This is a genomic window from Pseudomonas taiwanensis DSM 21245 (genome assembly GCF_000425785.1).
In the GTDB taxonomy this organism is placed as follows: Bacteria; Pseudomonadota; Gammaproteobacteria; order Pseudomonadales; family Pseudomonadaceae; genus Aquipseudomonas; species Aquipseudomonas taiwanensis.
Genome location: NZ_AUEC01000026.1, coordinates 37,317 through 63,830 on the forward strand (window position 1 = coordinate 37,317; position 26,514 = coordinate 63,830).

Annotated in this window: 25 protein-coding genes and 1 riboswitch; of the genes, 7 read left to right on the forward strand and 18 right to left on the reverse strand. The window is 62.4% G+C overall.

Annotated features, from left to right (window positions below):
* Positions 1 to 42: 42 nt before the first annotated feature.
* The 8 genes from H620_RS0112695 to H620_RS0112730 all read right to left on the reverse strand — a co-directional run bounded on the left by H620_RS0112695 (position 43) and on the right by H620_RS0112730 (position 12,694).
* Positions 43 to 762 (reverse strand): YiaD family glycine zipper/OmpA-like lipoprotein, encoded by a 720-nt coding sequence (locus H620_RS0112695; RefSeq protein WP_023382317.1) that lies wholly within the window; start codon positions 760 to 762, stop codon positions 43 to 45.
* Between the two features lie 109 nt (positions 763 to 871).
* Complete coding sequence (locus H620_RS0112700) at positions 872 to 1,513, reverse strand: MBL fold metallo-hydrolase (protein ID WP_041925550.1); 642 nt, start codon at positions 1,511 to 1,513, stop codon at positions 872 to 874.
* 356 nt (positions 1,514 to 1,869) lie between these two features.
* Entirely contained in the window at positions 1,870 to 2,562 is a 693-nt protein-coding gene (locus H620_RS0112705) for a sensor histidine kinase (protein ID WP_023382319.1), read from the reverse strand.
* Positions 2,559 to 4,166 (reverse strand): tetratricopeptide repeat-containing response regulator, encoded by a 1,608-nt coding sequence (locus H620_RS0112710; protein ID WP_023382320.1) that lies wholly within the window; start codon positions 4,164 to 4,166, stop codon positions 2,559 to 2,561. Before H620_RS0112710 ends, H620_RS0112705 begins: the two co-directional genes overlap by 4 nt.
* Positions 4,167 to 4,328: 162 nt before the next feature.
* Entirely contained in the window at positions 4,329 to 7,046 is a 2,718-nt protein-coding gene (locus tag H620_RS0112715) for a winged helix-turn-helix domain-containing protein (RefSeq protein ID WP_027907454.1), read from the reverse strand.
* 315 nt (positions 7,047 to 7,361) lie between these two features.
* On the reverse strand, positions 7,362 to 8,726 hold the full coding sequence (locus H620_RS0112720) for a DUF1329 domain-containing protein (protein WP_027907455.1): 1,365 nt from the start codon (positions 8,724 to 8,726) through the stop codon (positions 7,362 to 7,364).
* 17 nt (positions 8,727 to 8,743) lie between these two features.
* A complete protein-coding gene (locus H620_RS0112725; RefSeq protein WP_023382323.1) occupies positions 8,744 to 10,681 on the reverse strand; it encodes a DUF1302 domain-containing protein in 1,938 nt (645 codons plus the stop codon).
* 330 nt (positions 10,682 to 11,011) lie between these two features.
* Positions 11,012 to 12,694 carry a fatty acid--CoA ligase gene (locus H620_RS0112730; RefSeq protein WP_023382324.1) on the reverse strand — a complete coding sequence of 561 codons (1,683 nt, stop codon included), beginning with the start codon at positions 12,692 to 12,694 and terminating at the stop codon, positions 11,012 to 11,014.
* Positions 12,695 to 12,854: 160 nt separating this feature from the next.
* Between H620_RS0112730 and H620_RS0112735 the strand changes: the two genes are divergently transcribed.
* From H620_RS0112735 to H620_RS0112745, 3 genes are all read left to right on the forward strand, one after another.
* Positions 12,855 to 13,820 (forward strand): 2-hydroxyacid dehydrogenase, encoded by a 966-nt coding sequence (locus tag H620_RS0112735; protein WP_023382325.1) that lies wholly within the window; start codon positions 12,855 to 12,857, stop codon positions 13,818 to 13,820.
* Positions 13,821 to 13,873: 53 nt separating this feature from the next.
* Positions 13,874 to 14,869, forward strand: coding sequence for a methyltransferase (locus H620_RS0112740; protein ID WP_023382326.1), 996 nt, complete (start codon positions 13,874 to 13,876; stop codon positions 14,867 to 14,869).
* A gap of 42 nt (positions 14,870 to 14,911) precedes the next feature.
* Positions 14,912 to 15,032: riboswitch (yybP-ykoY riboswitch) on the forward strand.
* Between the two features lie 90 nt (positions 15,033 to 15,122).
* Complete coding sequence (locus tag H620_RS0112745; RefSeq protein ID WP_177325268.1) at positions 15,123 to 15,704, forward strand: TMEM165/GDT1 family protein; 582 nt, start codon at positions 15,123 to 15,125, stop codon at positions 15,702 to 15,704.
* A 38-nt stretch (positions 15,705 to 15,742) separates the two neighbouring features.
* Here the strand turns inward: H620_RS0112745 and H620_RS0112750 are convergent, their stop codons facing one another.
* The 4 genes from H620_RS0112750 to H620_RS0112765 form a co-directional block, all read right to left on the reverse strand.
* Positions 15,743 to 16,558, reverse strand: a complete 816-nt coding sequence (locus tag H620_RS0112750; protein WP_023382328.1) for a M48 family metallopeptidase — start codon at positions 16,556 to 16,558, stop codon at positions 15,743 to 15,745.
* Positions 16,559 to 16,632: 74 nt separating this feature from the next.
* Positions 16,633 to 17,253 carry an SOS response-associated peptidase gene (locus H620_RS0112755; protein WP_023382329.1) on the reverse strand — a complete coding sequence of 207 codons (621 nt, stop codon included), beginning with the start codon at positions 17,251 to 17,253 and terminating at the stop codon, positions 16,633 to 16,635.
* 15 nt (positions 17,254 to 17,268) lie between these two features.
* Positions 17,269 to 17,529, reverse strand: coding sequence for a putative signal transducing protein (locus H620_RS0112760; protein ID WP_027907456.1), 261 nt, complete (start codon positions 17,527 to 17,529; stop codon positions 17,269 to 17,271).
* Positions 17,529 to 17,714 (reverse strand): CPXCG motif-containing cysteine-rich protein, encoded by a 186-nt coding sequence (locus H620_RS0112765; protein WP_023382331.1) that lies wholly within the window; start codon positions 17,712 to 17,714, stop codon positions 17,529 to 17,531. Before H620_RS0112765 ends, H620_RS0112760 begins: the two co-directional genes overlap by 1 nt.
* Positions 17,715 to 17,836: 122 nt before the next feature.
* Here H620_RS0112765 and H620_RS0112770 point away from each other — a divergent pair, with 122 nt between their 5' ends.
* Entirely contained in the window at positions 17,837 to 19,006 is a 1,170-nt protein-coding gene (locus tag H620_RS0112770; RefSeq protein ID WP_162144447.1) for a 1-acyl-sn-glycerol-3-phosphate acyltransferase, read from the forward strand.
* A 36-nt stretch (positions 19,007 to 19,042) separates the two neighbouring features.
* On the opposite strand, the gene H620_RS0112775 is transcribed toward H620_RS0112770, so the two are convergent.
* Positions 19,043 to 19,303 carry a hypothetical protein gene (locus H620_RS0112775; RefSeq protein ID WP_023382333.1) on the reverse strand — a complete coding sequence of 87 codons (261 nt, stop codon included), beginning with the start codon at positions 19,301 to 19,303 and terminating at the stop codon, positions 19,043 to 19,045.
* A gap of 165 nt (positions 19,304 to 19,468) precedes the next feature.
* Entirely contained in the window at positions 19,469 to 20,053 is a 585-nt protein-coding gene (locus H620_RS0112780) for a YajG family lipoprotein (RefSeq protein ID WP_023382334.1), read from the reverse strand.
* Between the two features lie 764 nt (positions 20,054 to 20,817).
* Here H620_RS0112780 and mqo point away from each other — a divergent pair.
* Positions 20,818 to 22,323 carry a malate dehydrogenase (quinone) gene (gene mqo / locus H620_RS0112785; protein WP_027907458.1) on the forward strand — a complete coding sequence of 502 codons (1,506 nt, stop codon included), beginning with the start codon at positions 20,818 to 20,820 and terminating at the stop codon, positions 22,321 to 22,323.
* Between the two features lie 122 nt (positions 22,324 to 22,445).
* Here the strand turns inward: mqo and H620_RS0112790 are convergent, their stop codons facing one another.
* From H620_RS0112790 to H620_RS0112805, 4 genes are all read right to left on the reverse strand, one after another.
* Positions 22,446 to 22,736, reverse strand: a complete 291-nt coding sequence (locus H620_RS0112790) for a PA4642 family protein (RefSeq protein WP_023382336.1) — start codon at positions 22,734 to 22,736, stop codon at positions 22,446 to 22,448.
* Between the two features lie 68 nt (positions 22,737 to 22,804).
* Positions 22,805 to 23,275 (reverse strand): hypothetical protein, encoded by a 471-nt coding sequence (locus H620_RS0112795; RefSeq protein ID WP_023382337.1) that lies wholly within the window; start codon positions 23,273 to 23,275, stop codon positions 22,805 to 22,807.
* 112 nt (positions 23,276 to 23,387) lie between these two features.
* Positions 23,388 to 23,861, reverse strand: coding sequence for a WbuC family cupin fold metalloprotein (locus tag H620_RS0112800; protein ID WP_023382338.1), 474 nt, complete (start codon positions 23,859 to 23,861; stop codon positions 23,388 to 23,390).
* Positions 23,862 to 23,863: 2 nt separating this feature from the next.
* On the reverse strand, positions 23,864 to 24,421 hold the full coding sequence (locus tag H620_RS0112805; RefSeq protein WP_023382339.1) for a hypoxanthine-guanine phosphoribosyltransferase: 558 nt from the start codon (positions 24,419 to 24,421) through the stop codon (positions 23,864 to 23,866).
* Positions 24,422 to 24,583: 162 nt separating this feature from the next.
* Here H620_RS0112805 and upp point away from each other — a divergent pair, with 162 nt between their 5' ends.
* Both upp and H620_RS0112815 read left to right on the forward strand, forming a co-directional pair.
* The gene (gene upp, locus H620_RS0112810) at positions 24,584 to 25,222 is read left to right on the forward strand and encodes a uracil phosphoribosyltransferase (protein ID WP_023382340.1); all 639 of its coding nucleotides are present in this window, start codon (positions 24,584 to 24,586) and stop codon (positions 25,220 to 25,222) included.
* Positions 25,223 to 25,224: 2 nt separating this feature from the next.
* On the forward strand, positions 25,225 to 26,499 hold the full coding sequence (locus tag H620_RS0112815) for a uracil-xanthine permease family protein (RefSeq protein ID WP_023382341.1): 1,275 nt from the start codon (positions 25,225 to 25,227) through the stop codon (positions 26,497 to 26,499).
* The last annotated feature ends 15 nt before the right edge of the window (positions 26,500 to 26,514 follow it).

Genomic DNA, 26,514 nt, shown 5'->3' on the forward strand with positions numbered 1-26,514 from the left:
GCGACAGTGGTTGAAGACACTGCGCAGCAGCCCCTATCTCAATCAAGGGTACTGCTGAACCTGACCCTGCTGGTCATACTGCTGGCCAGGAATCGGCTTCAGGTTGACCTCGACACGGCGGTTCTGCGCCCGGCCATTGGCATCGGCATTGCTGGCGATCGGTTGGTCCGGGCCCATACCGCGCACCGTGACGCGCGAGGCATCGACACCTTGGGAGGTCAGGTAGCTGCTGACTGCCTGGGCACGGCGCTGGGACAGGTCCATGTTGTGCTGGCGGCTGCCGGTGCTGTCGGTGAAGCCAACCACTTCGATGGTGTTCTGGTTGAACTGCTTGAACGAACTGGCCAGGTTGTTCAGCGGTGTGTAGAAGCTAGGGGCAATGTTCGCCGAATCGGTAGCGAAGGTAATGTTGCCTGGCATGATCAGCTTGATCTGGTCACCCTGACGCTGAACCTCGACGCCGGTGTTTGCCATTTGCGCGCGCAGCGCGGCTTCCTGCTTGTCGGCGTAGTAGCCATAGCCTGCGGCAGCGGCACCGACGGCGGCTGCACCGATCAACGCACCCTTGCCACGGTTGTTGTGGTCGATGGCGGCACCGGCGATAGCACCGGCCAGCGCGCCCAAGCCACCGTACTTGGCGGTTTTGCTCATCCCGGTGGAGCCCTGCGCCTGACCCTGGCTGTCATAGGGGTTCTGGTTGGCACAGCCGGCCATCAGGGCCGCGGCGGTTGCGACGATAATCAGACGACGCATGGTGAACATGGACAAGCTCCTACTGAAATTCATGTGTACGGCAGAGCGCGAATGGATCTTCGCCAGCCTTGGATGGGTAATTTACGGAAAAATTCCATGAAAGGCTTTTCATGATGGCTCACGCCCGCACGAAAGGGTTCTCGCGCATTTCGTCGCCCAGGCGTGTGTCAGGGCCGTGGCCAGTCACCACGATGGCCTCTTCATCCAGGCGATACAACCGTTCCTTGATAGAGCGCACGATGGCCCGCTGATCGCCACCCCACAAATCGGTGCGGCCAATTCCACGGCGGAACAGGGTGTCACCGGCTACCAACAGCTTGGCCTCGGCGAACCAGAAGCTCATCGAACCCGGCGTGTGTCCCGGGGTGTGCAACGCCACGCCACAACCGCAGGCCAGTTCCTCGTCGTCCCCAAGCCAGCGGTCTGGCGAAGGCACCGGCGTGTAGGGCACCCCGAACATCTGGCACTGCATTTCCAGGTTGTCCCACAGCGGCTGGTCATCCTTGTGCAGATGCAGGGTGGCGCCAGTCAACTCCTTGAGCTTGCCTGAGGCAAGGAAATGGTCGAAGTGCGCGTGGGTGTGAATGATGCTCACCAAGGTCAGGCCATGGGCCTGCAGGCGGGCGAGAATCTTGTCCGGGTCACCCCCGGGATCGACCACGATGGCTTTTTTGCTGACAGGGTCGCCGATCAGCGTGCAGTTGCACTGCAGGGGGCCGACGGGGAACGTTTCGCGGATGAGGGTGGTTTGCGGGGGCATCTGGCTACCGGGCATGTCCGAGTATGTTTGGGGCGATTCAGACGAGAGCCTACCATCAGTTCTGTAGTGAGGCGCAGATCGAGCGCCGCCCGCGCGGCGAATCGCGAGCAAGGCTCGCTCCTACGTTTGTTTCGGGCCAGTCATGGCTACGGGATTTGCGCGCGACCGCTTTGGTGCACGGCGCGAAACCGAGTCTTACGAACAAGGCGGTCGCGCGCGTCTGCCACTGGTGTTCCTGGCCAAAAAAACGTAGGAGCGAGCCTTGCTCGCGATTCGCCCCGCGGGCGGCGTTCGCATTCATAGGCGCTAAAAATACATGCGTACGCCAATACCCTCAACGCAATTCACCACCAGCCTCAAGGCAAATACAACCGGAACAACCCACCGCCAAGCGCCCCGCCATTGGCAATCTCGATCCGTCCGCGTACGCCATTGCGTTCATGCAGTGCCGCAATCCTGGCCGCGAAGTAAAGACCAAGCCCGGTGCTGCCACTCTGCGGGTCGATCCCTTGCACATAGTCCAACTGCCGTTCGAGCATGCGTGGCGGGTAACCCGCGCCATCGTCGTTGACGCTTATCACCAACTGCTCACCGTCTTCCTCGATGCTGATCAGCAGCGCATGGCCGGCATAACGGATGGCGTTGGTGAGCACATTGGCCACCACCGTGGCGACCAGTTCGCGGTCGAAAAAACCCAGCGGGTTGTCGCTGTCGATACGCCAGGTAGCGAGGATATCGCGGTGCTTGAGCACCTCCTCGTGAGCGGCGAGCTGGGCCTCGATGAAGTCGTCCAGCTCGTGGTAGTCCGGGCACACCGGCAACTGGTTGACGCCCAGTTTGTAAAGGCCCAGCAGCTGCACCAGCATGCCGTTGAGATGACGAAACTCATGTTCCATGACCCCTTGCTCGGACCCGCCGCGCAACTCCTCGGGCAAGCGCGCCAGCCACTGGTCGTGTGCCTGGATCAACGCTGACAGCGAGTTCTTCACGTCATGCACGGTGGAGGCGATCACCGTGGAGAAATCCAGCCCCTGGTTGTCCTGGTTCATGCGCCGAATATCCGAACGTGCAATTTGCGATAGCGGTCGTAGCGGCTATCGCTGGCGGGGATGCCGGCCACGCTGTTCAGGCAACTGCGGCACTCTTGCATGATGTCGGGCGATGGCGTTTCACCCCCGATGCGCAACAACGCCTGGGCCGTGTTCAGCGCGATACTGATGTTCTTCGGTTGCAGCCCCAACGCCTTGCGGAACATCTCCAGCGCCTCGTTCAACTGCCCGCCCTGGTAACTGCGCACCCCCTGACGGTTGAGGTCGACAGCCTCGGTGACAGCGCCAAGCACCGCCGGGTCGTCAGTCAGCTTGGCGACGCTTTGCATGACCTTGGGGTCGTCGCCATAGGTTTCCACGCAACCTTTGAGAATGGCGCCGCCCGCTGCCTCCTGGCCAAGCGCTTGCAACTGCTTGGCCACGGTAAGGGCAGCCTCGACCGAGAAGAACTGCTCCATCTTGTCCAGACGCTGCATGGCTTGCTCAGTCAACTTGGCGGCGGTTTCGGCATCACCTGCCTGCTGCAGGCTGGCGGCCTTCATCAAGCGGGCGCGAACCTGCAGACCCTGGTCCTCGACGTTCTCCTTGGCCACCTCGCTGAGCACGGTATTGATCTCGACGCGAGTACGCGCATCGAGGCCAAAACCCGCGTTCTTGTTCATCAATGCCTGAACCAGGCCAAGGTTGCTTTCGGCATCCTTGTAGCGCGAGCTCTGCCCCTGGTTCACCGCATGCCGATAAGCCTTGGAGGCACTTTCGAAATCTTCGTTGCTCAACGCCAGCTTGCCCAGGGCCGCCTGACGCCTTACCGCGAGGGGCGACAGGCGCACGGCTTCTTCCAGCATGTGCTGGGCACGCTTGGTTTCGCCTTGGGCGACCAGCACCTCGGCCATGCCGTCGTACAGCGCCGGCATGATCGGGAAGGCCTTGAGCGCCTGTTCATACACGCCCTGGGCCTGGGCATGCTGACCACGCTTGTGCAGCAGGCTGCCCAGCGCCGAGTACGCCCACGGCTGCGGTCGGCTGGCGAGAATGGCCTTGAGGAACTTGTCCAGCTCGTCGAAGCGGCCGAGATCGCGCAAGGCATCGGCCCGATAGCGCAGGCACAGCGGGGCGAAGCGCGGGTCCTGCTTGCACAGCTCGGCGCACGCGGCCAGCACTTCGGCCGGACGACCGCGGTCCAGGGCCTGGAGTATCGGCTTGAGCAGGGTCTTGCGCTGCACTAGCTTTTCCAAGCGCTGAGCCAGGCCAACACGGTTGAACGGCTTGGTCAGGTAGGCATCGGGCTCATGTTCGATCGCGCTGAGCACGATGGCTTGGCTGCTTTCGGCCGTCACCATGATGAAGACGCACTCGTGGCTGATCAGCTTGTCGAGGATCAGGTCCTCCAGCACCTGCTGGCCGTTCTTCTTGCCGTCGCCCAGGTGGAAGTCCTGGAGGATAAAGTCGTAGCGCTTCTGCCCGCACATGCGGATGGCCTGCTCGCCACTGTCGGCGGTGTCCACATCACGCACGCCCAGTTCGCGCAGCATGGAACGGGTCGACGTGCGAAAGTCGGTGAAGTCGTCGACGATCAGAAAGCTTTTTTGCCCGTACTGCAGCATCAACACGACCTGTCTTGGGATAATTGGAAAATGGCGCGTGGCGATGCATACCGCCGATTTTTTTATCGGCAGCACTTCAGGAAAGATGAGCCCGGAGAACGCGACGCCCAATTAATGGCACTGAGCCATCATTTTACAAGGCGACAGCCTGCAGAACCAGCTTCAGGCCAGCAGGCCAAGGGACTTGGCCTTGGCCACGGCCTGGGTGCGCCGCTCTACCCCCAGCTTGCTGTTGATATGACTGGCGTGGGTCTTGACGGTGTGCAAGGAAATGAACAACCGCTCGCTGATCTGCTGGTTGGAACAACCTTGGGCGATCAGCTCCAGTACGGCGAGCTCCCGGCTGCTGAGGGCTTCAGCATTGCCAGCGCTGGCCAGCGGCAGTTCGGGTAGACGCGCAAGCAATTGGGCCTGGGCATAACCGCCTGCATTCACCAGCAACTGTTCGCGCAGCCAAAGCGGATGCGCCTCGATCAAGCGCTGGAAGGGCTGCAGAATGCCACCTTGAGCCGCCGTCAGCGCCTTGGGCAACAGGGCCGAGGCCTGCGCCTCCAGCCCCTGCTCCAGCAGCAGGGCCATCCACTGGCACAGCGCAAACACCGTCAGCATCATCCCGCCGCTGGCCTGGCCTCGCTCGACCAGGCTCGAAAGGCGCCGCACCGCCTCTTCGCTGCGCGATTGGATACGCTCGAGCAGCGCCTGCTGCAGCTCGATGTGCAGTGGCAGCAAGGGGTGGAATTCCGGGGGCGCCGCCGCATGCTTGCCACCGTAGGTCTGGCCCAGCCGCAGCAACCAGGACTCGGCAAGGTCGGTGCGCCCCTGGGCCAGCCACAATTCACATTTCACCAAGGTGATCATGGCCAGGTAGTAGATCGGCGGCACGTCCCAGATGTGCATCAACCGCTCTGCCTCGGCCAGCTCGGCGAACGCTTCGGCAAACTGGCCTTCGCGGCCATCGAGCGAGGCGATCACGCAGTGCCCGATCAGTACGCTGATATCACGACAGGCGCGCGCTTCGCCGAGCCCCGCCCGCAAACGCGCCCGGCCCTGCGCCGGCTGCAGGTTCGAAGCGAGCAGGTATCCTTCATACAGCGTCAACCGCGCGCGCACGGCATAGAGCCGCTGGCCCGACAGCCCTTGCAGACGCTGCAACCCCTGGCGAACTTCATCCAGAGCCCGCAACACTTCGCCACGGGCATGCAGGACACGGGCACGGTCGTAATGAGCAAGCGCCTCGAACAACGGGTTACCGACCCGCTGGGCCAGCTCCAGCGCCTCGCGGTTCCAGCCCCTGGCACGCCAGAAGTCGGAATCGGCGATGGCCAGGTTGGAGAGCGTCGAAAGGCATACCAGGCGCTGGCCATAGCGTTTGTTCGGCAGACTCTGCAACGCCTCGCCGCAGTAAGTCAACGTGCGCTCACGGTCACCACGCCCCCGGGCGATCACACCGCTCAGCGCCAGCCACTGAGCCAGCATGGACTTTTGCGCAGTGGCCGATGGCGCAGGCAGGAAGCGGCTCAGATACCCCGCCAGTTCCTCCGCGGCATCCAGCTGACAGGCCAGCCCCAACGCCCAACTGTACAGCACGATCAGCCGCGGCGTGCTGATCAGCAGGCTGTCCGGCAAGTCCATCTTCCAACGCAGCAACATGCCGACATTCTGTTCGGCTAGCAGTTGTTCTTCCGACAGGCTCTGCACCAGATCGGCAGCCACATCCAGGTGGCCGGCGCGCAGGGCTTGCTCCACCGCTTCATCCAGCAGGCCTTGGGCCTCGAACCAACGACAGGCACGCAAGTGCAGTTGCGCCAGCGGTTCACTGGCCTGGCGACTGCGCAGCAGGTCCGAGAACAGGTGGTGGTAGCGGAACCAGTGGCCGTGCTCGTCCAAAGGCACCAGGAACACCTGGTGAGCCTGCAGGTAACGCAGGATCGTGGCGCTGTCTTGACGCTCGCGCAGGGCATCGCACAGCGAAGCGCAGAATCGCTCCTGGCAGGCGGTGTCGTACAGGAACGTCTGCACATCGGCCGGCAGGATGTCGATCACTTCTTCCAAGAGGTAGTCGCGGATCAGCCCCTCGCCGCCATGCAGGGCCTGGGGTAAGGCATGTTCATCGCCGGACTCGCTGGCCGCCAACTGCCAGAAGCGCAGCCCGGCCACCCAGCCATCGCTGCGCTGGATCAGGTTGTCCAGGGCCTGGCCACGCAGCCCAATGGGTTGCCGGCCAATGACCGCCAGCGATTCATCAGGCGTAAGTCGCAAGTCCTGCTCGTTCAGTTCCACCAGTTGCCGCGACAGGCGCAGGCGCGCCAGGTGCCAGTCTGGTCGTTGACGGCTGGTGATCAGCAACACCAGCCCATTGGGCAAGTGATTGAGGAAAAACTGCAAGCACCGGTCGAGTACCGGCCCCTGCGCCAGGTGATAGTCATCCAGCACCAGCAACAACGGGGTGTCGGGTTGCAGGTACAGCGCCAATTCGTCGAGCAGGCCGTCGATCCACTCCTCGAACGCGAACGGCTGATGGCGCTGGCGCATTTTCAGCAGCCCCATGGCCTGGCCACCCAGCGCCGGACAGAACTGCTGGAGGCCTTCGAGCAACCGTTCGAGGAAACGCCCAGGATCGGCATCGCGGCGGCTCAACCCGAGCCAGAGGCTACGCCAGTGATCGGGCAGTGCCTGGCTGAACTCGACGGCCAGGGAGCTCTTGCCGAACCCGGCCGGGGCATTGACCAACAACAAGCGCCCCGCCAACCCTGCATGCAGGCGCTGGCACAAGCGTGGGCGCGGTACATGGCCCTCCGGCAGCGGTGGCCGGAAGAAACGCCCGTCCAGCAGGCCCAAAGCCTGGCTGGCGAATCCATTCATACGGGACAGATCTGTCATGGCCGGCTCGTTCTAGTTGGAAGACTTCGGCAGTACGGATTGCTGCGAGACTAGCGGGTAACTCGGCGTATTTGAAGATGATGGACGCTACAGGCACAAAAAAGACTACGACAAAAAGCAACAGCACCGATGGACAAAGGCTGGAGCGGGGGTTTGCCAGGGTATTCAGCACAATGATGGGGTGCTTATCGCTGGCCAGCCGATGCCCATGTGCAGCGCGACGACCTTGCGGGCGGCGGGGCCTGTGGCAAAAACAGAAACGCCCCGGCAAGCCGGGGCGTTCTGGGAGATAGCAAGGTGTTTTCAGGTTGGGGTTCAGCGTACCCCTGTCTGGCGCAGCGCAGCAGGCTGGAAGTCGGCCTTGCTGGCACTGAAGCCGAAGTCGTAGGCACGTTTTTCCTCGTTCTTCATGCCCAACGCCAGGTAACGGCCCGACTGCAGGTCGTAGATGGCTTCCAGGGTGTACCACGGCACCTGCACGTTGTAGTAGTCCTGGGAGTGGGCTTCGGAGACGCGCCACAGCTGGCCACGGCCGTCGTACTGGTCGATCACCGCCGCCTGCCAGGTGTCTTCGTCGATGTAGAAATCACGCTTGGCGTAGATGTGGCGCTGGCCAGGCTTGAGGGTCGCAACCACATGCCACACTCGGCGCAGCTCGTAACGCGCCAGGTCCTGGTTGATGTGACCGGCCTTGAGGATGTCGGCGTACTTGAGCTTCGGGTCATCGAGCTTGTAGGCGTTGGAGGCGATGAACATCTCCTTCTTGCCTTCGAGCTTCCAGTCGTAGCGGTCGGGTGCGCCGTTGTACATGTCCAGGTTGTCCGAGGTGCGCAGACCGTCGGCCGCGGTACCCGGGCCGTCGTAGGACACTTGCGGTGCCTGGCGAACACGACGCTGGCCGGCGTTGTAGATCCAGGCCTTGCGTGGCTCCTTCACCTGGTCCAGGGTTTCGTGCACCAGCAGTACGGTCCCCGCCAGGCGCGCCGGCGCGGTCACTTCCTGCTTGAAGTAGAACAGGATGTTGCCGGGGTTGTTCGGGTCGTAGTCCTTCATCTTGTCACGGAAGACGAACTGGTCCGCGAAGTACACCAGGCTGTAAGAGCCGTTCTGCTGCGGTGTAGCCTGGGTTACCAGACGGCTCACGCTGCCGCCGCGATAGCGAGTGATGTGGTTCCAGACCACTTCCAGGCCACTTTTCGGAATTGGGAATGGCACAGCGGTCTTGAAGTTGTTCAGACCATTGCCACCTTCGACCAGGGTGGTCTTGGTAGCGTTTTCCTTGATGGCGGCGAACACCTCATCAGGCACGGTGGCCCCGCGGTGGGTCGGGTAGACCGGGATCTTATAGGTGTCGGGGTAGCGCTTGAACATCGCTACCTGGCCGGGAGACAGCTTGTCCTTGTACTGGTCGACGTTCTGCGCGGTGATGGTGAACTTGGGCTTTTCGCTGCCGTACGGGTCCGACAGGAAGCCTTTGCTGTCGACACTGCCGGCAGTCTTGGACAGCGGCTGCCAGGCCGTGATCGAGCCGTCGGCGTTTCCGGCCTTCTCGGCGCCCATTGGGGTCAGGGTACTGCCCAGCTTGGCCGCTTCGTCGGCGGAAACCGCAGCCATGACGCTGGTCGCCAGCAGGGACAGGCCCAGTACCCCGGCTTTCAGCAGACTTTTGGTTGTTTTCATTGTCTGTCTCGTCCTGATTAGAAGTTCATGCCGAAGCTGAGGGCGACGAAGTCGCGATCATCCACGGTGGTGTACTTGCCGTCGAAGAAGTTGGTGTACGACAGGCTGGCGGTGTAGGTGTTCTGGTACTCGGCGTCCAGGCCGAGGCTGACTGCCTTGCGGCCTTCCTCGAAGTTGCCGCCTGGGCCTGGCGAGTAACCGTCGACGTCGTGGGACCACGCCACGCTGGGGCGCAGGTTCACGCCAGCGAAGACGTTGTTGTAGTCCCAGATGGCCCGCACGCGATAACCCCAGGAATCGGACGTGGTGAAGCCATCGTTTTCACAGTAACGCGACAGGTTGTTCTGCGGACCACCGGCCAGCGTGCTGCCGTTGAGCGCCTGGCAGGTACCATTGGGCAGCGGACCCGGACCGTACACCGGGTCACGCCCGTAGCGCGCCTTGGAGGTGCTTTCCAGGCCACCGACGTGGGTCCAGCCAACCTCGCCCACCATGGTCAGGCGCTCCGCGCCCATGACCTGGTCGAAGAAGTGGGTGAAGGTGGTTTGCAGCTGGGTGATTTCCTTGCGGCGATAGCCTGGCTGGTCGGTGTCGGCCTTCCCTTCCAGGACCGAGGCATTGGGGTTGAGCGGGGTCAGGCCCGAGTAGAGGATATCGGTGGTGTTCAACTGCACCGGTGCGTTCGGCCGGTAGCTGATCTCGCCGCTCCACGCCGTGCCGGTGGGCAAGGTGGTGGAGAAGCTCAGGCCGTACAGGCGGATGTCCTCCGGATACTCCACGTAGTAGCTGGAGTTGCCCGCCACATACAGCGGCATCAGCGCCTGGAGCAGCGCCGGGTTGGTCGCGGCAGCGGCCGGAACACCCGCAGCGATCAGTGCCCCGGCCAGGTTGCCCGGCTGGTAGAAGCCGGCAGCCGCGCCACGGCCGCTGAAGATCGGCGCACGGCTGTGGTAGTTCATGAAGTAACCACCGAACTCGGTGTTCAACGGCTCGTACATATAGCGCAGGGCCACACCGAACTGGCCGCTGTCACGGGCGTCACGGTCGGCGTCACGCTTCACGATCACACCCTCGTCAGGCGAGCCCCAGGTCACGCCTTGCCCGGCCAGCGCATTCATGGCCGGGCCGGCGAATGGGCCGATCTGAGCGCCAAGGCGGCTCGCCACGGCATCCTGGGTGGCCAGCACCGCCAGGTTGTTGTTGCAACCATCGGCAATCACGTCGGGCTGGGAGAAGAAGGTGCCGCAGTTGTCGACGACGGTCTGGTCCCACTCCAGTTGGTAGAAGCCTTCCATGGTCAAGTTGTCGGTGACGCTTTGCGACAGGTAGAACATGTTGACCGGGATCAGGCCTTCCTTGATTTCCGCGCCAGGCCGGCGGAACGCCGAGACATCGATTGGGTTGATGGCGTTGATGCCGCCGCCGATGAAGGTACTTTCGCCCCAGCTCACGACCTGCTTGCCGAAACGAACGGTACCCGGCAAGTCACCCAGGCTGTAGTTGTGATAGATGAATGCGTCGAGGATTTCCCCGCCTGCGGACTTTGCACCTTCCTTGCGGTTGGAGTCACTGATGTCCTTGAACTCGCGGTGCTCGTCCTTCAGTTCGAAGTCGTACCAGTACTTGCCACGCACGAATACGCCCGTGTCGCCGTACTTGAGTTCGAGATCGTGAATACCCTTGAAGATCTTCGAGAAGGTCTCGCCCTTCTTGAAGTTCAGGTGGCCATCGTCGGAGGTCTGCGACAGCCCCCGGCCGCCATTGTTGACCCCGATGAGGTTCTTGTTAGGGTTGGCGGTCGACCAGCTGGCGCCAATGGAGAGCGACGAGTCGAACTGGCCTTCGATTTCTCCGATGTTGAAACTGACCGCGAAAGCTGGACTTGCGAGCGTAGAAGCGAGGCTGACGGCCAGGGGCAGCTTGGCCCGGCGCCAGAACAGGTTTGCAGATTTCATCGACGCTACTCCATGTACTTTTTTGTTATGGCAGTGAGTCCTTTCAGAAACGGCCCGTGCGACCGGTATGCAGGCGTTTACCTGCGGCGACACGTGTTGCGCATGTCGCCCTCCCCCATTCCTGAAAAATCCCCTGGCCTCGACTATAGCCAGCAGGCACAGGTGCTTGATCCCTCTAAAGTGTGATTTGCGTTCCGTGCCTGCAACGCGACCCGTGACAGTGATCACGGCGCGCCAGCAGAGCGAAGCATGGCGCATTTTCGCCGTTTGGCAAGGCGCTGCCTCTCTAGCATGCGGGTCGCGACCGTTTGGAGGCGACCCGCGACAGTGTTACAGGGTCGACAGGAACGCACTGTTACTGGCTTGCCACTGAACGATGTCCTGGCGGATACGCTTCTTGTCGAGCTTGCCGACACTGGTCTTGGGAATTTCAGTAACAACGGCGATCTGGCTTGGAATGGCCCACTTGTTGATATGCCCTTCTTCGACGAACGGCTTGAGATGATCCTTGAGTCCCTTGGCATCGATTGCCTGCCCGTCGCGTACCACCAGCAAGGCAAATGGACGCTCGCCCCACTGCGGGTCGGCAACCCCCACTACCGCCACCTCGCGTACCGCCGGATGACGGCTGATCAGGTCCTCGAGGTCCAGCGACGAAATCCACTCGCCGCCAGTCTTGATCACGTCCTTGATGCGGTCGCGGATGTCGATGTAGCCCATGCCATCGAGGGTCGCCACATCACCGGTATGCAGCCAACCGCCCGCCCACAGCTCCTGGCTTTTTTCCGGTTCTTTGAAGTAGCCCATGGTCAGCCACGGCGCGCGCAGCACCAGCTCGCCCTGGGTCTCACCGTCGGCGGGGAGGAAATTGCCGTTGCCATCGACGATAGCGGCCTCCACCAACGGCACCGGCACACCGGCCTTGATCCGGTAGGTGACCCGTTCGTCCTCGCTGCCAGCCTGCAATTCGTCGTTCAGGTGCGCGGCGGAGATCAGCGGGCAGGTTTCGGACATGCCGTAGGCGGCCGTGAGCTGGATGCCACGGGCCAGGGCAGCGTCGTACAGGGAACGGTTGAGCGCGCTGCCGCCAATGATGATTTTCCAACCGCCGAAGTCCTCGCCTTGCGACGACGGACAGTTGAGCAGCATCTGCAAAATGGTCGGTACGCAGTGGGAGAAGGTGACTTTTTCCTCGCGCCACAACTTGACCAGCATGTCCGGTTCGTAACGCCCTGGGTACACCTGCTTCATGCCAAGCATGGTAGCGGCGTAGGGAATACCCCAGGCATGCACATGGAACATCGGTGTGATAGGCATGTACACGTCATTGCTGCCCAGCAGCCGCACGCTGTCGATGCTACCGGTGACCGAGGCTTCGGCCAGGGTGTGCAGCACCAGTTGCCGATGGGTGAAGTAAACCCCTTTGGGGTTACCCGTGGTGCCGGTGGTGTAGAACGTGGTGGCTACCGAGTGCTCGTCGAAGTCAGGGAAGTCGTAATGCGGGCTGGCGGCGGCCAGCAACTGTTCGTATTCGCCCACCAGGTTGGGCAAGTCGGCGGTTTTGTCCGGGCCGTCGGTCAGCAGCAGCGTCTTGTCGACTGTGGTCAGTTGCCCCGCGATAGCTTGGTAGAGGCCGACGAAGTCACTGTTGACCAGCACGAAGCGGTCTTCGGCATGGTTCATGGTGTAGAGGATCTGTTCGGGCGACAGGCGTACGTTGATGGTGTGCACCACTGCCCCGATCATCGGGATGGCGAACATGCATTCCAGGTAGCGGTGGCTGTCCCAGTCCATCACCGCGACAGTGTCGCCGGCCTTGACCCCGGCTTCGCTCAACACGTTCGCCAGCCGGGCGATCCGCTCGTTGAGTTGTGGATACGTCAGCCGCACCTGGTCGCGATAGACGATTTCGCGCGTCTTTTCGTAGCGGCTGCCCGACATCAGCAGGCGTTTGATCAGGAGCGGGAAGGCATAGGCGCCCTCGGCGGGCTTGATGATGCGAGTCTGCAGCATGGGTATCCCTTTTCTTGAAAGCGTGTCGGACAACTCTGATACCAACTCTAGTTGGCCAATGTGACGGCTAAATCAGCCAAAGGAATGATTTGGCTCAACCAAGGTATGAGTGGCATTGTTCGGGTGTTGGCCCTTCTCAACCCTCCACCGGAGCTTCCTGATGCCAAGCCCGCGTCGCGCCGTGTTTCTCGACCACCTGTCCCTGGACCTCGGTGACCTCGACCTGTCGCCGTTGCAAAGCCAGTTCGACGAATTCCAGCTGTTCGATTCGACCCGCCCTGACCAGGTAGCCGAACGCTTGCACGGTGCCATCGCAGTCATCAGCAACAAGGTCGTGCTCGACGCCGCGGCCATGGCCGCCAACCCGCAGCTCAGGCTGATCCTGGTGGCCGCGACCGGCACCAACAACGTCGACCTGGCGGCGGCCAGGGCCCAGGGCATTACCGTGTGCAACTGCCAAGGCTACGGCACCCCTTCGGTGGCCCAGCACACCCTTGCCCTGCTGCTGGCCCTGGCCACGCGCCTGTGTGACTACAACCAGGCAGTAGCCGATGGCCGCTGGGCCAAGGCCAGCCAGTTCTGCCTGCTGGACTTCCCGATCGTTGAGCTTGAAGGCAAGACCCTCGGCCTGCTCGGTCACGGTGAACTGGGCGGTGCGGTGGCGCGCCTGGCCGAAGCTTTCGGCATGCGCGTGCTGAGCGGGCAGATCCCCGGTCGCCCGGCGCGGGACGACCGCCTGCCGCTGGACGAGCTGCTCCCGCAAGTCGATGCCCTGACCTTGCATTGCCCGCTGAACGAGCACACCCGGCACATGATCGGCGCCGATCAGCTGGCCCTGCTCAAACCCGGCGCGTTGGTGGTCAATACCGCACGCGGCGGCCTGATCGATGAACAGGCCCTGGCCGACGCCCTGCGCAGCGGTCACCTGGGCGGCGCTGCTACCGACGTGCTGAGCGTCGAGCCACCGGTCAACGGCAACCCGTTGCTGGCCACCGACATTCCCCGCCTGGTCATCACTCCGCACAGCGCCTGGGGCGCGGTGGAGTCACGCCAGCGCATCGTTGGCCAGCTCAGCGAAAACGCCCAGGCCTTTTTCGCCGGCCAGCCACGGCGCGTGGTCAGCTGAGCCGCACGCCGGCCTCTGCTACACTGCGCCACTTTTTTCAGGAGGCGTCGTCCATGGACCCGCGCAGTGAAGTATTGCTCCGCCAGGCGGACCTGTTCCAGGGGCCGCTGCTGATCGCCGGTGCGCCCGCCGACGACTTGCTCGGCCAGTTGCCCAGTGCCCATGGCTGGACCTGGCATGCGGGCGACCAGTCCGTGCTCGACAGCCGCTTCCCGGGGCGCAGCCATTACACGGTGGAAGCGCCTGAGGTGGCATTCGAGGCGGCGGTGCTGTTCCTGCCCAAGTCCCGCGAGCTGGCCGCCTACTTGCTCAACGCCCTGGCTTCGCGCCTGAAAGGACGCGCGCTGTACCTGGTGGGCGAGAAGCGAGGCGGCATCGAAGGCGCGGCCAAACAGTTGCAGGCCTTCGGCAAGCCCCGCAAGCTCGACAGCGCCCGTCATTGCCAGCTGTGGCAAGTGACGGTGGAAAACGCCCCCGAGGCCAAACCGCTGGAAACCCTTGCCGAGCGCTTCGAACTGGACCTGGAGGATGGCCCCCTGCACGTGGTCAGCCTGCCGGGTGTGTTCAGCCATGGCCGACTCGACCGTGGCACCGCCCTGTTACTCAAGCACTTGGACGACCTGCCTGTGGGCCATGTGCTGGACTTCGGCTGTGGCGCCGGTGTGCTGGGGGCCACGGTCAAGCGACGCTACCCGCAAAGCAGCGTGACCTTGCTCGACGTCGATGCCTTCGCAGTGGCCGCCAGTCGCCTGACCCTGGCCGCCAACGGCCTGGAAGGTGAAGTGATCAGCGGTGACGGGATCGACGCAGCGCCCCGCGACCTGAGCTTGATCCTGAGCAACCCACCGTTCCACACCGGCGTCCATACCAATTACCAGGCATCGGAAAACCTGTTGAAAAAATCAGGCGAACACCTGCGAAAAGGCGGCGAAATCCGCCTTGTGGCCAACAGTTTCCTGCGCTATCAGCCGCTGATCGAAGCGGCCTTGGGCCAGTGTCACACGCTCGCCGAGGCGGATGGGTTCCGGATCTACAAAGCGACCCGCTGATAAAAACAGGGCTTGCCGAAACCGTTTCGACTAGGCAGAATCCGCACCGTCCTAGGGGAGTAGTCTCCCGCGAGCGCCCTGCTCGCCCGGTACGCGTCAACACACTTGGCCCACAGGCCATGGCGCGTGCGACCCATGATCTGCGCAGACAGGTCCAGGGTTTGACAAGACCTATGACACGCACACCTTACCCGGGGCGGGGAGGTCGTACGTGTCATAGCCGTGTCGACCCGCCCCCGTAGGAAACCTGATGCTGGAATCTTTGCTCGTACCCACCGCAATCGTTGCCCTGGCCGAAATCGGCGACAAGACGCAACTGCTCGCACTCATCCTCGCTGCACGCTTTCGCAAGCCCTGGCCAATCATCGCCGGCATCATTGCAGCCACGCTGGCCAACCATGCCGCTGCCGGCGCGGTAGGCGCCTGGGTCAGCGGGTTCTTCAGCGAGACGACGCTGCACTGGATTCTGGCCGCGAGCTTTGCCGCCACGGCGCTGTGGACCCTGGTACCGGACAAGATGGATGACGACGAGAATCCGGCCCGCCGTTTCGGGCCGTTCCTGACCACGCTGATCGCCTTCTTCCTCGCCGAAATCGGTGACAAGACACAGGTAGCCACCGTAATGCTGGCCGCTCAATATCCGCACCTGATCATGGTCATCATCGGCACCACCCTGGGCATGCTGATTGCCAACGTGCCGGTGGTACTGGCGGGTAACTTCGCGGCGGAGAAACTGCCGTTGGCGCTGATTCGTCGCCTGGCAGCTGCTGCGTTCTTCGTGCTGGCGATCGTCGCCGTCTACTCGGCGATGAAGGCCAGTGGCTGGGTGGGGTAAGGCAGTGCCCTGGGGCCGCGTTGCGGCCCCAGGCAACCTTACTTCTTGGCAGCTTCGTACAGCGGCATCACCTTCGGAATGGCCGCCTGCAACGAAGCGATCCGACTGCTGGACGCCGGGTGGGTGCTCATGAACTCGGGCGGTGCGCCTTCGGACGCCTTGCTCATCTTGTTCCACAGGGTGATCGCGGCATTCGGGTCGTAGCCGGCACGTGCCGAAAGCTCCAGGCCAATCAGGTCGGCCTCGTTCTCGTTGGCACGGCTGTTGGGCAACGTCATGGCGTAGTTCACCACGGTGTCGGCCAAGGCCATGCCGCTCTGGCCGAGGCCGAACAGCGCGCCAGCACCCTGGCGGGCCATCTCGACCCCATAGGCCTTGGACATCGCTTCGCGGCTGTGCTCGCGCAGGGCGTGGGCGATTTCGTGGCCGACGACCGCGGCAATCTCGGCGTCGGTGAGCTTGAGCTTATCGATCAGGCCGGTGTAGACGATGATCTTACCGCCTGGGCCGCAGTTGGCGTTGAGCTCATCGCTCTTGATGACATTGACTTCCCATTTCCACTGCGCGGCATCCGGGCGGAAGATCGGCGCCTGGGCAATCAGACGGTCTGCGATGGCGCGAACCCGCTTGGCATCGCTGCTGGACTTGTCCAGCACACCCTTGCTCGAAGCCTCACCCAACGTTTGCTGGTAAGACTGCGCGTACATCTGATTGACCTCATCGGTCGAAAGCATACTGAACATGTACTGCTGGCGCTCGACACCGACGGCACCGCCGCTGGTGGTGTTCACCGCCTGGCAGCCAGCCAGCAGGATGCCAGCACTCAACAGGCTGACAACGAATGACTTACGCATGAAAACACTCCCTTTTTACATGCGGCGTATCCTAGGACGAGTCCCCTGCCCCTTGCCATAGCCGCAGGTAAGATTTATGCCGGAGTCAGACACTCGGGCGCATCCAGCTTCGGGTCGTTGACGAAATTGGCCAACGCCCGCTCGCGCAGGGTAACGGTCGGCAAAGCCAGCAACTCGTGCAACCGCAGCACCGGCGTGTCCGGATCCAGCCACGCCGCCTGCGCTGCCTCGTCGAGAATCAGCGGTCGGCGCTGGTTCATCGCTGCCTGGGTCACCACCGCGCAACTGAGCCACACCTGGTCCTGCACTGGATACGCCTCCCAGATCGCGGCGAAGTACAGCGACGAACCTTCTGCCGGCGTCAGCCAATACGGGCGCTTGCGCACCGAACCGCGCCACTCGTAGAAACCATTGGCAGGCATCAGGCACCGGCGCTGACGAAAGGCCTCACGGAACATCGGCTGTTCGGCGAGGGTTTCGGCGCGGGCATGGGCAGGCGTGCGGGAAAGGTCGGTAAGCCAGGCTGGGGTCAGCCCCCAGCGTGCCTTGTCCAGTTGCTGCCGACCGTCGAGCTGTCGCTGGATCAGCACCGAGTGGCCGGGGGAGATATTCCATTGCGCCGGCTGGCCGGCAGGGAAGCCCGGCAGGCTGGCAAGCGCCTGGGGCCAGCGAAACAGGGCATAACGTCCACACATGGGCGAATTCTGAACCTAGCAGATCAAGGTACCGGGAAAACTCTCCGGTTCGTCGCCGGCAAGCGGCTGGGCATCATTGTACGCTTCGATCAGATGCCGTGCGTAACCGGCCTGCTCATCCGGCACGGCAATGCCGAGCAGGCCGTATACCGGCAACTCGCCTACACCACCCACGAGGTCGCGCCCAATCAGGTGCACCTCGATGCCTTCGCTGGTCAGCATGCTCAACAGCATCTGCGCCTCCAGCAGGTTTTCCGGATCGTAGATTCTCTGCATCAGGCATCATCCTCGCGTCTGACGTCGAGCATCCATTCGTCACCGTGCACCTGCAGAATGAACACGACAGGCTGGCAACACACCTGGCAATCCTCGGTGTAGACCTGATCGCCACCGGACAGGTCGACTGTGGTTTCCACCCGTTCACCACAATAAGGACAATCGTAGAAGTCGGTTTCCAGCATCGCGGCCTCCGCAGTGACTTATGCGTATAATTGCCGGTCTGTTTACAGGGCCTGTGAGTGTCCGAGCCGTTTTTCGGACCCCATCCCTACTTTATTACCCTAGCCGTTTCCAACAAGAGAGCATGATGGGCGAATTCGATGCCATCCGACCGTACGACGACGCTGAGGTCCCTGCCGTTCTGGCACGCCTGCTCAGCGACCCGGCATTCCTCGATATCCTCACCCACTTCCGCTTCCCGCGTGCAGCGGGCCCGCTCGGCTGGCTGCTCAAGCCGCTGATCGCCCGCCGCCTGCGCAAGGAGTTCGCGGGCGTCACGTGCGTCGCGACCTTGCAGGACAAGGTCGAGTACTACGTCGACCACACCATCGAACGCGCCACCGACGGCGTGACCTATTCCGGCGTAGAGCAACTCAAGTCCGGTACGGCCTACCTGTTCTTGGCCAACCACCGCGACATCGTCATGGACCCGGCCTTCGTCAACTACGCGGTGTACCATGCCGGCCTGCCGACCCCGCGCATCGCCATTGGCGACAACCTGCTGCAAAAGCCCTTCGTCAGCGACATGATGCGCCTGAACAAGAGCTTCATCGTGCACCGTTCGCTGACCGGTCGCCGCGAAAAGCTGGCCGCCTACCAACTGCTCTCGGCCTATATCAACCACTCGATTCGTAATGACTGCGTATCGATCTGGATCGCCCAGGCCGAAGGCCGCGCCAAGGACGGTGACGATCGCACCGATTCGGCGATCCTCAAGATGTTCCACATGAGCCGCAAGGACGAGCCGTTCGGCGCAGTGATCCAGGGCCTGAACCTGATTCCGGTCTCGATCAGCTACGAGTATGACCCGTGCGACCTGGCCAAGGCGCGCGAGCTGTACATCCGCGCCACCACCGGCACCTACAAGAAGGCGCCTGGCGAAGATGACAACAGCATCGCCAAGGGCATCACTGGCTACAAAGGCCGGGTGCACATCAACTTCGCTCCGCCAGTGACCGAGTATTACGAAGACACCAAGCAGTTGGCGCAGGAAATCGACCGGCAGATCCTCGGCGGCTACCGGTTGTTCCCGGTGCACTACCTGGCCTACGCGATGTGGGCAGAGAAGGATGAAGCGCTGCACGTGCCGAGCGCCGAGACCCTGTTCCCGGCAGACGAACTGGCCCGAGCCAAGGAAGAGTGGCAGCGCCGGCTGGAGGCATGCCCTGAAGAGCAGCGACCGTACCTGATATTGCAGTATGCGACGCCAGTACGTAACCAGTATCAGGTCAAGCAGCAGGCGCCCGTGGCCTGATCGGCCGAACCCCATCGCCGGCGTGCCGGCGATGGCTCAGATCCAGGTGCTGAACCAGGACAGCAGCAGTGCCATGGCCAGGCAGGAAAAGCCCAGGATGTAGTAGTAGCGCGGCACGCGCAGGTCGAAAGCCTCCACCACGCCTTCGTCCATCGCCAGGCTTTCGCGGGTTACGGCTTCGCGCCGCCGGGCGCTGTGCAGCAACAATCCGCCCGGGCACGTCATCAACAGTGCCAGCAGATTGATCAGCTTGGTCGGGTGGGCAACCAGGAAGCCCCAGAGCACTTGCAACGACATCACGCAACCTCGGTTAGAACGACAGCGAAGGCCGGCATTCTACCCAACTCCGCTTGCACCGCCCGGCCCAGGCGACAAAGTGTCATGCGATTTCATGTCGAGGCCGTTTGAAACGTGTCGACCCCATCCCCGGCGAGCCGGCGATGGGGCCGATCGAGCCGAAGGTTACTCGCCCAGGACCTGGCCGATGGTCGGGTCCTTGAACAGGCGCGTGAGGGCATCGCTCAGCACGTCACCGACCAGCTTGGTGTTGGTTTCCTGATTCGGCGCCATGCCGAAACGCTGGTCCAGCGATGCACCGTAGCGGCCGCTGTAGCGACGGTTGGCATTGGACACGTCGGCACGGAAGGTGGCACCGATGGTAGCCTCGGTCACATACAGGTTGTCCTTGGGCGACTGGTATTTCAGCTCGGCCAGGGTCACGGTCAGTTGCGGTGCGTTGTAGGCGTTGGGGGTCGGGGTGAAGCCAAGCAGGCGCACGGCTGCTTCTGCCTGGGCTTGCAGCTTGGGCACGATGTCGTTGCCACTGACGCTGATGGTGCTGGTTTCAGGGTACATGCCACCGCGAGTACCCAGCGATTGCGAAGCCCGCCCATCGACGACCTTGACCACCACGGGCTGGCCATGACCGACCGGCGCGAGCTGGGCAGTGAGTTTGGGTTGCGGGCTGAGTTGTTGCGGGCTGTGGGCACAACCGACCAGGCTGAGGCTGGCCACGGCAATCAAACCGAACAACAGACGTTGCAACATGCGCGTTTCTCCAGAAAATGCGGCAAAGGCCCCCAGTATACTCAGCCAGGCCCTGACCAGTCATCGGCCTGCCCCGTCGTAAAGCCACTCTGGCACCCGACCAAAGCCGGGATTTGCACCCGCGCAAGCCCCGATGGCACCCACGCACCGCATTTCCCAGACAAACGCTGCAATAAAAACTACGAATTACGACCTTTCTGCCCGCGACATCGTTATAATCTCCCCCCGATTATAAGGACGTCTCCTGATCGGGCCCCGCATTCGCCGATTGACCCCGGCACCTTCAACGCTTCGCCCACAGAGAGCCTTCCACTCAGGTCTTGCATCGGCTGTCGTGCCTGCTTTTCCGGCCCTTCGCACTGCATGAACCTGTGGGTTGCCATCGCGCAGTCCCCTTTTGAGGTTCACGTCTCCAAAAGAGCGTGAAAAAACGGTTTTTCACAACTTCACGAGAGTGTGGCGAGCAAATGAACAGTCTGGCATGTGTAAAAGCGGCAGATGTGTCCCGAACAGCCCTGAACAGGCGGCTAACGCGTTCATCCCGGATGGATGTCTGAGGTCGTTCCATAACGCACGCACGACACCTTGACCATTAGTCGAATTGCCGCACCTGTGGCAAGCGGCGTTCAATAGCCGAACCCGAAGACTGATTGGCGGTGTCCGCGGAAGTTGCAAGAACTGCGAAAAGTCGGACATGGCGATCCTGGCGACCCTGGGGTCCTATGCTGTCAATTAGGTAGCTGTAGATTGTGGAGACGCGTTAAATGGCGCAGAACGAATCGGTTGATGTGGTACTGGTAGGCGCGGGCATCATGAGTGCCACCTTGGCCGTACTGCTCAAGGAGCTTGACCCGACCCTGAAGCTTGAGGTCGTCGAGGCGATGGACTCCGGAGCCGCGGAAAGCTCCAACCCCTGGAACAACGCAGGTACCGGCCATGCCGGGCTGTGCGAGCTGAACTACACGCCCCAGGCCGCCGATGGCAGCATCGACATCAAGAAGGCCGTGCACATCAACACCCAGTTCGAGGTTTCGCGCCAGTTCTGGGCCTACCTGAGCAAAAAAGGCAGCTTCGGCTCGCCGCGCGCCTTCATCAACCCGGTGCCGCACCTGAGCTACGTCGAAGGTGACAAGGGTATCTCCTTCCTCAAGAAGCGCTTCGAGCTGCTCAAGCAGCACCATGCCTTCGCCGAGATGGAGTACACCGAAGACAAGGAAGTGATGAAAGAGTGGATGCCGCTGATGATGCCGGGCCGTCCGGCCGACCAGCGCATCGCCGCCACTCGCGTGCTCAAGGGCACCGACGTCAACTTCGGCGCCCTGACCAACAAGCTGCTCAAGCTGCTGAGCACCAGCCAGGACGCCCAGGTCAAGTACAGCAAGAAAGTCGTCGGCCTGCGCCGTAACGGCAGCGGCTGGACCGTCAGCATCAAGGACGTCAACAGCGGCGGCAGCCGTGAAGTGGACGCCCGTTTCGTCTTCCTCGGCGCCGGTGGCGCGGCCCTGCCGCTGCTGCAAATGTCCGGCATTCCGGAAAGCAAAGGTTTCGGCGGTTTCCCGGTGAGCGGCCAGTGGTTGCGCTGCGACAACCCGGAAATCGTCAAGCAACACCAGGCCAAGGTCTACAGCCAGGCCGCGGTTGGCGCGCCGCCCATGTCGGTACCGCACCTGGATACCCGTGTGGTAGATGGCAAGAAATCGCTGCTGTTCGGGCCGTACGCCGGCTTCACCACCAAGTTCCTCAAGCACGGCTCGCTCATGGACCTGCCGCTGTCTGTACGCATGGGCAACATCGGCCCGATGCTGGCGGTCGCGCGCGACAACATGGACCTGACCAAGTACCTGGTCAGCGAAGTGATGCAGTCGATGGAGCAACGCCTGGAATCCCTGCGTCGCTTCTACCCGCAGGCCAAAGCCGAGGACTGGCGCCTGGAAGTGGCCGGTCAGCGCGTGCAGATCATCAAGAAGGACCCGAAGAAAGGCGGCATCCTGCAGTTCGGTACCGAGCTGGTCTCGGCCCAGGACGGCAGCCTCGCAGCCTTGCTGGGTGCATCGCCAGGTGCTTCGGTGACCGTGTCGATCATGCTCGAACTGATCGAGCGCTGCTTCCCCGAGCAGGCCAAGGGCGCCTGGGCTGCCAAGCTCAAGGAGATCTTCCCGGCTCGCGAGAAGACCCTGGCCAACGATGCCGCGCTGTACCACAAGGTCAGTGCCGACAACGATGCGGCCCTGGATCTGGTCGAAAGCAGCCCGGCCAAGCACTACGCCTGATCTGGCTGAAACGAAAAAACGCCCCTCGGGGCGTTTTTTTGTGTCTGCTCGCTGTGCCGCCTATACCGCCCTGCCCCTGTAGGAGCCGGCTCGCCGGTGATAAGGCCGGTTCAGGCGGCCGATCAGCCGCGGGCTTTATCGATGATCTCGATGTACTCCGGCGCATTGCGCTGGTCGGCGATCAACTCGACGAAGGTCTTGCCGTGCTCGTCCTTGCCGTCCAAGTCATGGCCGGCCTCGACGAAGAAACCGACAAAGCGCTCGAAATCGTCGACACGCAGACCACGATAGGCCTTGACCAGCTTGTGCAGCGACGGCGAGGTCACGCCATCGGCCGGCTCGAACTGAAGGAACGTCTTGACGTAGTCATCGCTGATCTCGTCACCAATCACCTGCTTCTTGTCTTTGCGCATTGCCGGCTCCAACTGGACCATCACGGGATTTCGAAGGCCGGCAGTTTACCCCCCTCAGGCGACAGGCCTCAACGCGTACGTACAGTGCCGGTGTGCAGGTCGGCCCAGACATGGCCGTTGGCGTAGGTCAGAAATTGCACGTAGACAGTTTCGTTACGCAGCAGGTCCATGACCACGCGATAATCGCTGACCGGGTAATTCAGGCTCAGCGTGCGGGTCTTTTCGTCGTACACCGGCTTCTTCAAACTCTTGCCGGCCTCACCGTCGAAGGTCAGCAGCACCTGGCCGATGGTCGCGCCCTTGCTCAGCGGCTTGCCCTTGAGGCGCATCTGCAGCGAGGCGGTGATCGGGATCGGTTGCTGGTCGGACTGACGTTGTGCTCCCACCACCACCGAGTAGTCGGTCACTTGCAGCAACTGCTGACCAGTCGGCGCTTCCTGGCGCAATGACAAGTCATCGGGTGGGAGAAACTGGCTGTGCAACGGTGCGGCGCAAAGCGGCAGGCTTACGACCAGCAACAGGGAAAGAATCGCACGCATGTGAGGCTCCTTGGCATGAAGGAGCACTCTAGCACGCCGGGTTTTGGCTGTACGGCCCTATTGCCACGGATCGGCACCAGCACACGCCGGCGTCCTGGCTGGGCAGCACGCCTCAATCGAATTGCGCGATCATCCAGGCCAGGTATTGCGCCACGCCCTCGTCGCCTTCACGCGGCGCCCAGTGGGCATGCTCGCCTTCAGCCAAGGCCCGGTACGGCCCAGCCTTGCACTCGAACAGAATGCTGTCAGGCTCCAGTACGACCAGCCCGTGATAAAGCCCAGGCACAAGATCCACGCCCAGGCAGTCGCCACCGGCCTGCAGCACGCGCTTGTCGCATACCTGGCCGTCTTCATTGAAAATCAGCAGGCCCAGGCGCCCCTTGAGCACCAGCAGGGTTTCAGCCTTGTCGGCGCTCAGGTGCCGGTGCGGCGCGATGTAGGTGGAGGGCTGCAAGCCGACCGCCACCCGGTGGCACGGCTCATCCATTTCATGAAAGGTGTGATGATGCCGCTGGCGCGGCACCTCGGCGGCTGTGCTGGCCAGCCTGGCGAACAGCGTTTGGTCGATGAACTCAGGCCGGCGCATGCTTACAACCCCTTGACCGCGAAGATGCCGTTGGCGTTGCGCCAGTAGCCCTTGTAGTCCATACCATAGCCGAAGATGTAGCGATCGACGCATGGCAGGCCGACATAGTTGGCCTTGAGGTCCGGGCTGGCCTTGCGGTCGTGGTCCTTGTCGATCAGCACGGCAGTGTGCACCGAACGGGCGCCGGCATGCTTGCAGAAGTCGATGATGGCGCTGAGGGTGTGGCCTTCGTCGAGAATGTCATCGACGATCAACACGTCGCGGTCGATGAACGACACTTCCGGCTTGGCCTTCCAGAACAGCTCGCCACCGCTGGTTTGATTGCGGTAGCGGGTAGCGTGCAGGTAAGAGGCTTCGAGTGGGAACTGCAGGTGGGTCAGCAGCTTGCCGGCGAAGATCAGGCCACCGTTCATCACGCAGAAAACCACCGGGTTCTTGTCGTGCAGGTCCTTGCAGATCTGCTCGCCGACTTTGGCGATGGCCGCTTCGACCTCAGCTTCGTTGTACAGGCAGTCTGCTTCGCGCATGACTTGACGGATGTGCTCGAGATCAGCGGACATGGCGCTCTCCAGGGGGTGCATTTTGGAAAAGCGGGCAAAGGTACGCATCCGCTCGTCCCGAATCAAGCATTTATGGACTAACGTCCAGAATGACTGCACGACAGCACAGGCTGAATAGATTAATCTAGCGCGGTTTTTTTGCCCGCCTTTCGGAGCCCCCCTATGCCCACTCGTGAGATCCGCCATCCGCTGATCCGCCATAAGCTCGGCCTGATGCGCCGTGCCGATATCAGCACCAAGAATTTTCGCGAACTCGCCCAGGAAGTCGGCGCGCTTCTGACCTACGAAGCCACCCAGGACCTGCCGCTCGAAACCTACGAAATCGACGGTTGGTGTGGCAAGGTCCAAGTGGAAAAAATCGCCGGCAAGAAGATCACCGTGGTGCCAATCCTGCGGGCCGGTATCGGCATGCTCGACGGCGTGCTCAGCCTGATTCCGGGCGCCAAGGTCAGCGCCGTGGGCGTTGCGCGCAACGAAGAAACCCTCGAAGCGCACACTTACCTGGAAAAGCTCGCCCCGGACATCAACCAGCGCCTGGCCCTGATCATCGACCCGATGCTGGCCACCGGCGGCTCGATGGTCGCCACCATCGACCTGCTGAAGAAGGCCGGCTGCAAGGAAATCCGCGCCATGGTCCTGGTCGCCGCGCCAGAGGGCATCGAGGTGGTGGAAAAAGCCCACCCGGACGTCCAGATCTACACCGCGTCGATCGACCAGCACCTGAACGAGCACGGTTACATCGTTCCAGGCCTGGGCGACGCTGGCGACAAGATCTTCGGCACCAAGCAGAAGGACGCCTGACCATGCAGGACGGCTTCAACGACCCGCTCTGGCGCCAGGTCGTTTCGGGCGCGCAGATGCTCTTCGTGGCATTCGGCGCGCTGGTGCTGATGCCACTGATCACCGGCCTCGATCCGAACGTCGCGCTGTTCACCGCAGGCATCGGCACCTTGCTGTTCCAGTTGGTCACCGGTCGGCAAGTGCCGGTATTCCTGGCGTCGAGCTTTGCCTTCATCACCCCGATCATTCTCGCCAAGGGCCAGTTCGGCCTGGCCGAGACCATGGGCGGCGTGATGGCCGCAGGCTTCGTGTACACCTTCATGGGCCTGATGGTGAAGATCAAGGGCACCGGTTTCATCGACCGCATGCTGCCGCCTGTGGTCATCGGCCCGGTGATCATCTCCATTGGCCTGGCCATGGCCCCGATCGCCGCGAACATGGCCATGGGCAAGGCCGGTGACGGCAGTGTGCTGCTGCCGTACAAGACCGCCATGCTGATCTCCATGCCGGCACTGCTGACCACCCTGATCGTCGCCGTGTTCGGCAAGGGTATCTTCCGCCTGGTGCCGATCATCGCCGGTGTACTGGTGGGCTTCGCCCTGTCGTTCGCCTTCGGCGTGGTCGATACCGCCAAGATCGCCGCCGCGCCATGGCTGGAGCTGCCCAACTTCACCGCGCCCGCGTTCAACTGGCAGGCCATCCTGTTCATCGTGCCCGTGGCGCTGGCCCCGGCCATCGAACACATCGGCGGCGTGATCGCCGTCGGTAGCGTGACCGGTCGCGACTACCTGAAGAAGCCAGGTCTGCACCGCACCTTGCTGGGCGATGGCCTGGCGACCACCGCGGCCGGCCTGTTCGGTGGCCCGCCCAATACCACCTACGCCGAAGTGACTGGCGCGGTGATGCTGACCAAGAACTACAACCCGAAGATCATGACCTGGGCGGCGATCTTCGCCATCAGCCTGGCCTTCATCGGCAAGTTCGGCGCATTGCTGCAGAGCATTCCGGTTCCGGTGATGGGCGGCATTCTCTGCCTGTTGTTCGGCTCGATCGCGGCGGTAGGCATGAACACCATGATCCGCCACAAGATCGACCTGGCCGAGGCGCGCAACCTGGTGATCGTGTCGGTAACACTGGTGTTCGGTATCGGCGGCGTGTTGATCGGCAGCGGCGACGGCCCGGACGACTGGGGCCTCAAGGGCATTGCCCTGTGCGCCATCGTGGCCATTGCGCTGAACCTGATTCTGCCGGGCAACGACAGCTGGAAGCACAAGAAACTGGACGACCAGTTGCCCTGAGTGACTGAGCCCCCA